9 protein-coding genes and 3 tRNA genes are annotated in these 12,840 nt (G+C 41.4%); 8 read left to right on the top strand and 4 right to left on the bottom strand.

Annotation, left to right across the window (positions count from 1 at the left end; genetic code table 11):
- The first annotated feature begins 16 nt into the window (after nucleotides 1-16).
- The 8 genes from F0249_RS16620 to F0249_RS16585 all read left to right on the top strand — a co-directional run bounded on the left by F0249_RS16620 (nucleotide 17) and on the right by F0249_RS16585 (nucleotide 7,227).
- A tRNA-Leu gene (locus tag F0249_RS16620) sits at nucleotides 17-103 on the top strand.
- Nucleotides 104-865: 762 nt separating this feature from the next.
- Nucleotides 866-1,861, top strand: coding sequence for a ketoacyl-ACP synthase III (locus F0249_RS16615; RefSeq protein ID WP_171757220.1), 996 nt, complete (start codon nucleotides 866-868; stop codon nucleotides 1,859-1,861).
- Entirely contained in the window at nucleotides 1,858-2,844 is a 987-nt protein-coding gene (locus tag F0249_RS16610; protein WP_171757219.1) for an NAD(P)-dependent oxidoreductase, read from the top strand. The genes F0249_RS16615 and F0249_RS16610 overlap by 4 nt, the downstream gene beginning before the upstream one ends.
- On the top strand, nucleotides 2,813-3,676 hold the full coding sequence (locus F0249_RS16605; protein ID WP_171757218.1) for an MBL fold metallo-hydrolase: 864 nt from the start codon (nucleotides 2,813-2,815) through the stop codon (nucleotides 3,674-3,676). Before F0249_RS16610 ends, F0249_RS16605 begins: the two co-directional genes overlap by 32 nt.
- The gene (locus F0249_RS16600; RefSeq protein WP_171757217.1) at nucleotides 3,673-4,932 is read left to right on the top strand and encodes a F390 synthetase-related protein; all 1,260 of its coding nucleotides are present in this window, start codon (nucleotides 3,673-3,675) and stop codon (nucleotides 4,930-4,932) included. Before F0249_RS16605 ends, F0249_RS16600 begins: the two co-directional genes overlap by 4 nt.
- Nucleotides 4,920-6,032, top strand: coding sequence for a carboxylate--amine ligase (locus F0249_RS16595; RefSeq protein ID WP_171757216.1), 1,113 nt, complete (start codon nucleotides 4,920-4,922; stop codon nucleotides 6,030-6,032). The genes F0249_RS16600 and F0249_RS16595 overlap by 13 nt, the downstream gene beginning before the upstream one ends.
- Before the next feature lie 2 nt (nucleotides 6,033-6,034).
- Nucleotides 6,035-7,111, top strand: coding sequence for a hypothetical protein (locus F0249_RS16590; RefSeq protein ID WP_171757215.1), 1,077 nt, complete (start codon nucleotides 6,035-6,037; stop codon nucleotides 7,109-7,111).
- 29 nt (nucleotides 7,112-7,140) lie between these two features.
- Nucleotides 7,141-7,227: transfer RNA gene (locus tag F0249_RS16585), tRNA-Leu, on the top strand.
- Between the two features lie 228 nt (nucleotides 7,228-7,455).
- Here F0249_RS16585 and F0249_RS16580 read toward each other — a convergent pair.
- The 4 genes from F0249_RS16580 to F0249_RS16565 form a co-directional block, all read right to left on the bottom strand.
- Nucleotides 7,456-9,057: an EAL domain-containing protein gene (locus F0249_RS16580; protein WP_171757214.1), complete on the bottom strand. Its 1,602-nt coding sequence runs from the start codon at nucleotides 9,055-9,057 to the stop codon at nucleotides 7,456-7,458.
- A 182-nt stretch (nucleotides 9,058-9,239) separates the two neighbouring features.
- Nucleotides 9,240-9,313 (bottom strand) — tRNA-Cys (locus F0249_RS16575).
- 172 nt (nucleotides 9,314-9,485) lie between these two features.
- On the bottom strand, nucleotides 9,486-10,931 hold the full coding sequence (gene viaA, locus F0249_RS16570) for an ATPase RavA stimulator ViaA (protein ID WP_113797888.1): 1,446 nt from the start codon (nucleotides 10,929-10,931) through the stop codon (nucleotides 9,486-9,488).
- An 11-nt stretch (nucleotides 10,932-10,942) separates the two neighbouring features.
- Nucleotides 10,943-12,604 (bottom strand): ATPase RavA domain-containing protein, encoded by a 1,662-nt coding sequence (locus F0249_RS16565; RefSeq protein ID WP_171757213.1) that lies wholly within the window; start codon nucleotides 12,602-12,604, stop codon nucleotides 10,943-10,945.
- Nucleotides 12,605-12,840: the final 236 nt, after the last annotated feature.

Below are 12,840 nucleotides of genomic sequence, written 5' to 3'. Positions count from 1 at the left end.
CAATCAAGAATTGCGTGCCCTGGTGGTGGAATTGGTAGACACAAGGGATTTAAAATCCCTCGGCGTTCGCGCTGTGCCGGTTCAAGTCCGGCCCGGGGCACCATATTTTAAAGTCTGTATTCTTTGAATTCAGCAATGCGACACTAGCTCAGTTAATAGAGCACAACCTTGCAAAGATAGAGGTGTGTCGATACAAGTTTCTTTAATTAGAAAGTATTAAGCCCTGATAGAAATATCAGGGCTTTTTTACGTCTGTTGGAAAGTTCTTTTGTTTCTTAGGTTCCCTCTCCTGTCTATCTACTTTAAGTTTTATTTTTATAAATTCGTTCAGAAAGGCGGACGTTAATCCCGAAAACTGAGCAACTTAGCTTCATTAAAAAAAATTATAGGTTAGTAAAAGCTTAAGACCTAAATCAAGGAATTAATAGACTAAAAGGGTTTAGATTCAATTTAAGCTGATTGGTATTCCTTTAACGAACTATCTAACAATAGAAGAGGAACGAGGATATGATCAGAAAATTAACTAACAACAAGACCAGCGTAGTTGTTAATCACGGATGATGAGCAAAAGAAAGGAAGTGGAGCGAAGAGCGAGGACGTAAACGCCCAAGACAACCTGAACACGATAGAAAGTGAGTTTGGTTCAGGAAAAGGGAAGAAGCTAAGCCCAAAATAGACCTTATTAAGGAGTTTTGAGCATCCATTGTTAAGGTTTATTGGTTGACGAACTTCTTCTTTTATCTAATAAATATCAAATATGTTTCGTATTACTGTTAGAGTTCACGAATTTGATTTTTTTGGAGTGAAATTCGATATGTGTTTGAAGTATCTTGAACGCTGTTTATTTGATTTTAATAGCATGTATATGGCGTTTAGTATAGTTTCTAGTGGTATCTACTTACCCAAAAATCGATGGTCTTCTAGCGATATGGATCGTTTCCTGAGTCTTCCTTCTGGCACCTCAAAAAATAGATATGGTGTCGAATATCGCCATGTAGCGGATGATTCGGAAACCGCTATATATATGGGAAGTAAGGCCGTTGAAAGTTGCCTAGCTCAAACCAGTCACAGTATTGCTGATATAGATTTGCTAATCTATGCTAGTGGGACGCATCACCAAGCTTTACCTTATGACGCCTCTGCTCTCTTATCATCTCTTGATGCACCGGTATGGATAGAGAGTTTTGACCTTAATAGTACATGTTTGTCATTCCTAACCGCACTGGACTTGGCTCAGAGTCTGTTTATAGCTAAACGCTATCGACGAATTTTAATCGTTACTAGCGAGGTCGCTACAGGGGTTACATTGAATCGTTCTTTTGCTCCAGAAAAAGAAATCGCAACTCTGTTTGCTGACGGAGCTGCTGCATTCTTACTTAAGGCTGATGAGCAAAGCCTAGGCTTGCTTGCTCGTAAGTTTGAAACCCACCATTCAGGGTATGAGTATTGTCAGATAGCAGGAGGAGGAAGTCATCTCAATCCACATAAGCTGACGCATCAGGAGTACTTATATGCTTGTCGTTTCGTGATGGATGGTAAGAAGCTGTTTAGGCATATTCGTAAAGTTATGACGCCTTTTCTCACCAATGGATTAAAGGAGTCAGCCATTTCTCTAGAAGAGGTGGATTATTTTCTTCCCCATCAAGCCAGTTTCCATGCATTAAAAAAACTGCCTAATTTTACCGGCTTTTCCGAGTCACGCATTGTGAATAACTTCTCAACTTTAGGGAATCAGGTTGCTGCTTCTATTCCTATAAACCTACATTTATTGCGGAATGAGAGAGATATATCCGGAAAATCAGTGTTACTTGCGGGGTCGGCAGCAGGCCTATCATTGGGTATGGGGCTAATTAGCCTATGAAAATTCTCGTTACCGGCGGAAGCGGCATGTTAGGTAGTGCTATTTTACGTATGTATCACGAGGATCATGAGCTGAGCTTTGTTGCCAGAAATACCGAAATAGCTCAGGAACTTGAGCAAAGATATGGAGTGAAAGGTTATATACTCGATCTTAATGACTGTGATGCTCTAATTAAAGCCTGCAAGGATATCGATGCCATTATTCACTGTGCAGCGCTTTCTAGTCCCTGGGGCACCTATGATCAGTTCTATCAGGGAAACGTAGTATCAACTCAAAATATTATTGAAGCTGCTCGTATTAATCAGGTTTCTACTATCGTACATATCTCGACGACCAGCGTTTATTTTGACCATAGTGACCGCTGGGCAATCGAAGAGAGCGAGCCACTCGCAGATAACTTTTGTAATGATTATGCATTGACAAAATATCTTTCAGAACAGGTAGTCCTAGATAGTGAGGTAAAAAGTCTTATCCTGCGTCCGCGTGGTATTTTTGGTCCTAATGATCGTGCGATAATTCCACGATTATTGGAAAACCTCAGAAGTCAGCGTCTGTTTTTACCTTCCTCCCGTAATCCGGTGGTGGATTTGACTTACGTTGATAATGTCGCTTATGCAGCGATGCTGGCTTGCTGCAACGCTAATGAGTTGGATCATGGAGAGATCTTTAATATCAGCAACGGAGAGCCGATGCCAATTGAAGCGACTTTAAAGCTACTGTTTGGTTCACTAAAACTAACCGTATCTATATGCACCTTGCCATACCCGCTACTCCGTCCGTTTCTGATGGCTAATGAGTGGGTAAGGTGTCGGTTACCGTCGTACCCAGAACCAAACCTTACTAACTATAGTGCCGGTTTATTTCATTATCACCAGACACTGGATATCAGCAAAGCGCAACGGCTATTGGGTTACCAACCTCGTCTGACCATTAAACAAGGAATAGAACAGTATGCGAAGTGGTTTAAAAGTCAGAATATTTGAAGCTGGACATTGCACTCATCCAAGTTTTGTAGTCAAGCCTGGTAGCGGTATTAAACCTAGATCTTTTCCGGCGGCAGTGGCTCTGATCAAACACCCAGAAAATGGTTATATTTTGTTTGATACTGGTTATCATCAAAATTTTGTTCAGGCGACCCGAACTTTCCCTGAAAGGTTATATGCATGGACAACACCATGCCGTTTTGAGCATGCTGATAGTATCGTCACCCAGTTGAGCAAGTTAAATATAGGTGCGCAGCAGATCAATCATCTTGTGTTGTCGCACTTTCATGCAGATCATATCGCCGCCATCAGCGAGTTCAGCCATTCTCTGATTCATTGTGCTCCAGCTGGTTATGAGGCCATTACTAAAGGGGGACGAGTCCATGGTATTAGAAAGGGTTATTTACCAGGCTTGCTGCCCGGTGATATTCAGCAACAATTTGAGTTTCACCATGATTTTAAGATCAGAATAGGGGATTTGCTGCCACAGCTCAGTGGGGTGCACCTCCGTTGTGCTGATTTATTCGGTGATGGTTGCCTGTATCTGGTGAATTTGCCCGGACATGCAGCTGGTCAGGTTGGTATGCTGATAAGGTTGACAAAAAGTTGGGTGTTTTTGTTGGCAGATGCTTGTTGGTTAATCGAAAGTCTCAGCGAAAACATCGATCAACACTGGTTGGCTAATATACTTTGTGATGATGTTAAAGCCTATCGTCATACTCTGGAACAATTAAGGCTGTGTTACCAGCAAGCGAATGAAGAAATTCGGTTTGTGCCTTCTCATTGTTTATCTACCGTTCGTTCTCTTTGTCAGCAGAGGTGGTTGCTGTGATTACCCTGCTTCAGCACTATACGTTAGCACGTTATCGCCGCTTTTCCTCCCGTTCTAAAGTGATTTTATGGCAAAAACAAAAAATAGCCGAGCATCTCAAATGGTTGTGCCAACACTCTCCATTTTATAGAGAGCTAAAAGGGTTGCCTCTCGAGTCTTTTCCCATCATGGATAAAGCTCTTATGATGGAGAATCTGGATAATATAAATACCAAGGGTCTGAAAAGCGAGCAACTGATGTCTGTAGCTATTGACGCAGAGTGCTCACGCAATTTTGATACATCCATTGTTGATGGAGTGACTGTCGGCCTTTCATCTGGAACATCAGGGCAACGTGGACTTTTTCTGGCAGATCGCCATGAAAAACATATGTGGGCGGGCAATATTCTGGCAAAGCTTCTTCCCGGTTTATGGCAGAAGCACCGCATCGCTTTGGCATTACGGGCTAATAGTCCTTTGTACCAAACCGTTGAAAGGGGCCCCATTCAGTTCTTTTATGCCGATTTGAATAAAACCTACCAGGATTGGATAAAAGAGCTGGATGATTTTCAGCCCACATTACTGATTGGTAGTGCGCAGGCATTACAGTTGTGTGCGCTATATAGCGGTACATTTTCCAATAAAAAGATGTCACCAAAACGCATTATTTCTGGAGCTGAGGTGCTTACTCCAGCAGATAAGATGTTGATAGAAAAAACATTTCACTGTGAGATGCATGAAGTTTATCAGTGCACCGAAGGTTTCCTTGCTTGCACTGACGGGGTGGGACAAATGCGCTGGAATCAAGATATCGTCTATATAGAGAAACAGTGGTTAAATTCAGAAAAAACACACTATAGTCCAATTATCACAGATTTTTGTAGACGAACTCAGCCAATCATTCGTTACCGGTTAGATGATGTTATCTTGGCTAAAGAAGATGACTCTCCCTTTGAACCTATTGGTGCGATTGCGGGGCGCTGCGGCGATTGTTTAACACTAAGCAGGAAGGGGGATAGATCGATTGTCCTACCTGATTTAGTGTACCGGGCTGTGATGTTGGAACTGAATAAAAGAGTTGATTATCGTATTACTCAAGCCGGAAGCTCCCTAATAAAGATTGAATCTAAACCCGGGTATCATGCCGCTATAAATAGCGCACTGCAAAAGCTATTTCATTCGCTAGAGCTAGATCCTGTAGTAATGGAATATCTACCGACACCGATCTGGACACCTATCAACAAGCAACGCAGGGTGGTGAATAAATGCGGGTTCTGATCACCGGAGCACGAGCCCCCGTTGCTATTGAGTGGGCAACTATCTTTAGCCGTCAAGGGCATCAGGTTATTATGACGGATTCGCTTTCTCAGCCGCTGGGTTCATTTCTAGGTAGCATTGAGCGGTATATACCTACTAGTTCTCCCCGATTTTCCTTTGCTGACTACCAGAAGCAGATTTTGAATATCATTGAACAGTATAAAGTCGATATGGTGGTTCCTACTTGTGAGGAGGTGTTTTACCTGACGAAAATAGTACAGCTAAAGCCAGAAATTGACTGGTTAATGCCGGATAGTGAAATTTTGCTTGCTCTGCACAACAAGTTAAGCGTATTCAATGTGTTGAATGGCCTACCGGAAGTGAGTTTTCCGGTTACTCAATTGATCACAAGAAGAGAACACGTTACTCTCAATAAATACACAGTTCTGAAACCTCTTTATTCTCGCTTTGGAAACCAAGTGATCAGAGATGTATCACTCAATGCTCTTTCGGGAATTGAATTTACTGCCAAGGCACCTTGGGTTCAGCAGCAGAAAATTTGTGGACAGCCTATATGCAATTACGCACTTTTTGAGCGTGGAAAATTAAGGGTTCATCAGGCTTATGTACCCAAATATTGTGTAAATAAATCAGCAGCGACTGCATTTAAGCCCATTGAGGACACCTCTATCGAGCGATTTATACGTGCGTTTGGGCAACGGTTTAGTTATCACGGCCAAGTTTCGTTTGATTTTATCCGAGATAAAAGTGGCTTGTATATTATTGAATGTAATCCCAGAGCAACTAGCGGCTTACACATTGTCGCTCCATTTTGCCTGACCACTAGTCCTCGGTTTGAATTTTCAGTTCCGAAGATTAATCAATTGCATCACCTCGGTCCGGCGATGCTAGTTGCTGGTGGTATTCCTTCTATTTTCAGTCAGACCGTGTGGCGAGACTACGTATCCGGTAAGTATGCTATGAAACCTCACCGAAAAGCCTTGCCTGCTTTTGCTCAGATTTTCAGTTTGCTTGAGTTGTACAAAATATCCAAAAAGCAGCGTATTAGCCTGAGTCAGGCTACAACCTATGATATAGAATGGAACAATGAAGATTGGTAAGTATGAAAATATTATCTATAACCCCTTGGAATATAAAATTTTTGGAACTCATGTCTAATAAGCCTATAGAGAGTTTATATGCTGATTTTTCTCATTATATTCAGGATGGTGTTGTTATCCCGTCCAGTTGTTCACATCCGGTAGATAACAATTGTTATGCAGTCTCGCCTCTGACATTAATAACTGGTTACGCACAAGATGAGCTTCCAAAGATTAACAACCTCTGGATTAGGTTAGTTCTTCTTGGGTTGATCAAAGCACTGACCCCGGTATTAAAACTCGCTAGGTTGAATCGGGTTCAAACGCTAAATAATCAATGCCTTTCTACCAACATGTACAGCGAAGGGTGGCGAGATCTTAATATTGAATCTCTTCGCCAGCAGGCTATACGTAAAGAACCTGCTATGCCGTTGCAATTGCGTTCATTAAATGAAGCGCAACATGAAACTATTATAAAGCGTCTTAAAAAAGATGGTTGGATTGCATTGGTAACCCGTCAGGTATACCTGTATAAAAGTTGGAATGATTTTGTAGTGAGTAGAGATTTTAAAAGAGATCTTAAATTGCAGGAAGATATAAGCTGGCAATACAAAAAGTTGTCAACGCCTGAGGAGTTCGCCAAAGCTAAACAGCTATATGATATGCTTTACTTAAAAAAATATAGTATGAACAACATTAGATTTAGCCAAAGCTATATGGAGCAAACATCAAATAAAGGGTTGATAAAATTTATAGGATTATTCCACAGAGGGAAAATGTTGGCTGTCCTTGGCATAGCCATCATTGGCAATGATATGACCTGCCCAATAGTCGGATACGACACAACGAAGCCGAGAAACCTTAACCTGTACAGACGGATATCCGTATATATAATCAGCTACGCTTGGCACAACAAGCTAGATTTCAACATGAGCTCTGGTGCACCGTCATTTAAAAGCAACCGAAAAGCAAAGCCAGAGATTGAGTACAGCTATATTTATGTCCAGCATTTGCCTGTGTTTCAGCGTGCCGTATGGGGAGTGCTTTCTGCGATGGGAAATCGTATTTATAGACCCCTGTTAACTCACTATAAGTTGTAACCACACCGTCCGCGCATCAAGAATTGCGTGCCCTGGTGGTGGAATTGGTAGACACAAGGGATTTAAAATCCCTCGGCGTTCGCGCTGTGCCGGTTCAAGTCCGGCCCGGGGCACCATCTTTTAAAGTCTGTATTCTTTGAATTCAGCAATGCGACACTAGCTCAGTTAATAGAGCACAACCTTGCCAAGATAGAGGTGTGTCGATACAAATTTCTTTAATTAGAAAGTATTAAGCCCTGATAGAAATATCAGGGCTTTTTTGCATCTGGAATTGACCGGCTGAAAGCACAGTCTCGTTACGGTTACGGTTAGACTATGATGACAACTCGTGACCAGCCTCAGAATTAAAGAGATTGAATATTACCAAGATATTCAGGTTCGCAAGCAGGTTGATGTTCAGAAGCGGTTTGAGGCTGCCCCACGTTCTTCTTCAGCAAATGGATAAACTCACTTCTTGGCATCGGTTTATGGAAGTAGAAACCTTGTATGTATTTGACGCCCATTTTAGATAACACGGAAAGCTGAAGCTCGTTTTCAACACCCTCGACTATAAGCTTCATATCAAGAGACTTAGATAATTGGATCATCGATTCAAGCAAAGGTAGCCCAATGCTCGATTCATCAGTGATGTTTTTAACAAACACTCGATCTATTTTTAAGACTGAAAATGGAAATTGTCTAACAAAGTCTAATCCTGCGTACCCTGTCCCAAAATCATCAACGGCAATTTTCACCCCGAGAGCTGAGAATTTTTGAAGATTCAGGAGGATCTGCTTCATATTTTCTCCTGAGCACTCCCCATTTTCCGTAATTTCAAACACAATTTTTTGAAGCTCTTCAGTTTTTCCTTCAAAAATAGAGGTCACTTTGTCAAAAAACTGAGCGTTAGATGCTACTTTACGGCTTATGTTCACACTGACATAACGAGTTTCAAATAACTCAGGATTTTTATCGATCAGAGTGAGGGCTTCAGAGAGTACAAAGTAGGTAAGATCCTCGATTAAGCCTAAATTTTCAGCTAAAGGGATAAAAATAGCAGGTGATACCGCCCCTTCTATCGGATCATTCCATCTTAATAGAGATTCGCAACCCACCACTTCTTTGGAGCGTTGATCAACAATGGGCTGATAATGGACATGCAAGTGACCCTGATCTAACGCGTTGTTTAATGAAAAACCCAAACTTCTCTGAACAAGTCTTTTGTGTTGCTGAAAAACGATGGCAACGGTACTGACTCCTGCTATAAGAAATCCAAACCATATATAGTTCAACATATACTGAAAGTAATATAAGCCATCTATATACGAGGTGACAGAGAGTGGGTACTTCTTCGATTTAAACCGCTTATGAGATAAATAACGGCTGCTAACACTTGGATTAATATCCCTTCCGATGACTTCAACTTTAGTATGAATATCATCTTTTCCAAGTTCTGACTGAACAACGTCATAGATATATTTCGGCGGAATGAGAAGACTCACTCCACCATTCTTCCCATTTGTGAATATCAACATTATCGATTTCAGACCAGTAACGGCTGCTCTTGAATAAGATAGTGTCGTATTCGTAGCCTCTAAACGCCTCTCTATAGACTCAAATAGTTGAAAAGACACACTACCGTCAGTCGTTGAGCAATAGAAAAGGCCACTAGAATCAAATAAGGCAGCCTCTTTCACCATATGGGTGCCAAAAACACTTTGTCGTAACTCCTGAACCATTAATGGACACCCTTTTTCAGAGCTATCTTGAGCAATGAACTTTTGGAAATCCGACTTGATTGCATCTAGCTTAACTTCAACAGAATGGACAGCATTTAACGTCACATTTTCGTAGTGTACTGAGGCAAATGGAACAAGGAGAAGCATGGACATGAAAAAGGAAAAAAGGAAAAACAAGACGGTTTTCACACCATCATTAGATTTAAATGATATTTGAGGAAATGGCATTGAGTTTCCTGAGTCTATTACGCTGGTAGAGATAAGGTGGACAATTTATTTTTACCTTACGATATACATTTAAGCTATTTGATCAAGAACTCAAAGGTAAAATTATGACTCAATCCATAAAATACGCAATTTTAGGCATAAAAAAACCCAAGCTTAAAAGCTCAGGTTTTTTTATCAAAATCTGGAGGCGCCTCCCGGAGTCGAACCGAGGTCCACGGATTTGCAATCCGCTGCATAGCCACTCTGCCAAGGCGCCATATTTTTCAACGCGTTAGGGGATTCCCTTTGCGTTGAGGCATACTTTACGGATTGAGCGAACAGAGTCAAACAAAAAAGTGAAAATTAAATTTGTTTGACTGTATTTACCTCAACTTGCTGAAGCTTTGATCTGATCTGTTATTTATTGAACAGCAATACTTAAGTGATGGTTACCACTTTTTAATTAAACGCCCTACAATATTTGGATGATATGCCCAGTTATGATCAAACATCGACATCAACGCAGGGTTTCCATATTTAGACAAGCTCACAGCATGGAATCGATTCTTACGTGCTTTCAACTGCGCGACTTTCTTTAAAACCTCTTCAGGCTGCTTCGGCGCGATAAAGTCCGATAGAACAACTAAATCAGCATTTCGATATTTATCACTACTCATCAGATCAATCGACTTGATCAGCACTGGTTCCAAATCTGTCCCGCCATGAAAACTGTAACTCAGAAAATCACTCGCCTCACGTAAGCCATCAGGCCGAGTAAGTTCATAAGTGATCTGTTCTGTAGAGAATAGAATGACATAGCATTCACGCTCTTCTGCTAGCGCGATTTGCATCAACGCATACGCCATCGCTTTTGCACACTGCTCTGGGAAACCACTCATCGAACCAGAGGCATCGACGCAAACAATAAACGGCCCTTTCTCTACATCAAGCTGCTTATGTTCAGGCTTATGCGCTCTCACCTTACGTAAGGTGCGAGATTTGCCCTGCATACGATAGTTCATAAGACGTTTATCAACTAAATGTTTATAAAACACCACTTCAAGCTCTGGGTACGCTAAAAACATGGTTTCATTTGGTAGAAGTTTATTTAAATCATCACTTTCATGAATGCCAACAATATCATCTGTCGCTTCATCACTTTTCTCTTCCACCATCTGCAGCTCTTCTGCTGGTGCTTTGTTTAAATCCGGATCATCCACCTGCCCAGCCATGCGACCAAGCTGCTCTGCGATCTCTTGTAATCCTTTATTCTTCTTTAAGAACTCAGCATGGCGTTTCATGACACTTAAATCGGTTCGGCTAAGCTTCGCAGACGCCATATCCCATAAGCGACCAACACTGCCTTCATCACCAGTATCTGTCACTTTATCCATGCTTTTCATGGTTTCCATTCGCTGATAAAGATCGGCTAACACTTTCTCTTTATTCACTTTAAGCTCAGACACTTGAGCTTGTTTAATCGCATCGGATAGACTTTTATACCACTGATCACAAAAGTAGTGCGGGAACATGGGATTATTGATGGCTTTGTTTTTTTCAAGTAAGCGGCGGGCTTGAATATAGAAAGCTGAGTGCCACTCCAGCTCTTTTACGACGTCATTAATTTTTAAGAAAAATGTCGCTTCATCCCAATGGATCACTTCTTGATAAAGGGAAAGTTCATGCTGAAAACGTTCAGTTTCACATACTTTAGTGATGCGTTTTTTTACACTACCTCGCCATTTGTTCAAGTGGTTTTTGACTGAGCTTTTTACACCTTGATTTTCAGCCACCATCATCACTTGTGAACGTGCAAGTAGATCATTAACTGCGGTATCAATAATACCGGAGTCTGCAATCATCAGCGCTAAATTAAGTCCATCGGCTCCTAGCATGCTTACCCCTCTTACTCAAAAAAATGTTTCAGATTGATAATACGTTGCGCGATTTTTTCACTCTCTTTTTGAGTAGATTCAAGTAACTGAGAAACTAGCTGCAAGCTCGATTCCATGGCAACAGGCAGCTCAGGGTCGATAAAGTTATGTGGAAGCGCTCCGTGGAAATTAGATTTCACAAGCCTTAAATGATGTTCTGCATTATGAAGCTGAGCTAAAGCTTGATCCGCTTTCGTGTTCCACTGCTGATACACATTTTCATCCAATCCTTCAGTTGTCACCACGCTAACCAGCACTGCACGATTAGCAATATCTTTTATGACCAACTGATTTGAAGCATCGAGATCGAAACGTAAACGACACAAGCTAGTGTTCTGGTTTACATAGCCATAGACATCCCCATGCCCCTCTTTGACGACTCGTTCAAGTTCATCTTTAGGTACATAAACCCAACGGCTATCCCCCTTTTCAGACTCCGAGACAGAGAGGTTACTTTGCAGGAGAACCAGTTTGACTAAGTTGGTGGCATTCCCCACTTTGTACTGCTTCGCTTTCGATGTATCAAATTGGTACACCTCTTTGCGCAATAGGCCAGATGCAGCTTCCATTGTGAGTACTACGCCAAACTGTGCTTCTAGTTCTGCTTGAATATCCGCTAACTCTTCTTTACACAGTTCGATTTGTTGAGTCACCTCTTGCTGATCAAAAGCATACTGCAAGGCGAACTCTTTGATCACATCTCGTACCAAATCCCTTGATTCTGGGCTGTTCCATAAACAGTCTTGCAGAAGAAGTAAATCAAGAGGATTAATGGCATCTCTTCCATTAAAGAAAGCACTTGCTTTGAGAAGCTTGACGGCTTTTTTCCAGCGACGATCAGATACATACATGTCCGAGACAGAGGCATCAATGCCTTTAGACTCGATGGTTTTTTCCAACATGCTCTTTAACTGGAACAGTTTTTCGAAGCAATCATCCGTCAGTTCTAGTTTTTCAAGCTCAGCTTGCCACTGGTGGTATTCCATATCGGTAATGGCTAACCCTTCAGGAATGATGGCTTCTTGCGTCGTACCGACGGTAAGCATTGATTTAAAGTTCTGCTTATTTTGAATTCGATTAACAAACACTCGCACTAACATTCGATCATAAAGTGCATCGAGACCGCTCTCTTCATCGGGAAGCTCGTTGGATGCCGAAACCAACAACCTCATTGGAACTCGTTCGATTTCACTGCCATTCTTAAATGTCTTTTCATTCACAACAGTGAGCAGTGTATTCAGAATGGCAGGCCCTGCTTTCCAAATCTCATCAAGAAATACGACTTGAGCCGTAGGAAGGTACCCTTCGGTTAAACGAACATAACGTCCATTATCTTTTAACTCTTGAATGCTCAATGGCCCAAACACCTCTTCCGGGGTAGAGAAGCGTGTCATTAAGTACTCAAAATAACTACTATTATCAAATGCTTGTATCAATCGTTTTGCAATTAAACTTTTGGCAATACCCGGAGGGCCGAGCAGAAACACACTTTCGCCAGCGAGCGCGGCCAGTAAGCAAAGCTTTATCGTGTCTTCTCGTTCGTAAACACCATCTGAAAGCGCAGCAGCAAGCTTATTAATACGTTCCGAAAGCAATGCCTTTTGTGCATGAGACGCTATCGAGGTGTTTATCATTCCGGAACTCCTTGGGGAATATGTACTTTATAAATGTATATAATAAATATATACATTTGTTATCACTTTGTTACAAGTGTAATTTAAAATTTGACTCGTACTTATATCAGATCTGTGTACCACGGAATTCACGGCAATCATAGTTTGCACTTTTGGGAACTACATCACCTACTGAGGTGGTCAGTTAACAACTTTTTTGCATTTTTTTGCTTTCGCTAAACGTTATTTATCGTTAA

Origin of the sequence: Vibrio sp. 03-59-1 (assembly GCF_013114135.1) — a bacterium.
In the GTDB taxonomy this organism is placed as follows: domain Bacteria; phylum Pseudomonadota; class Gammaproteobacteria; order Enterobacterales; family Vibrionaceae; genus Vibrio; species Vibrio cortegadensis.
This window is presented reverse-complemented; position numbering and strand designations above follow the sequence as displayed.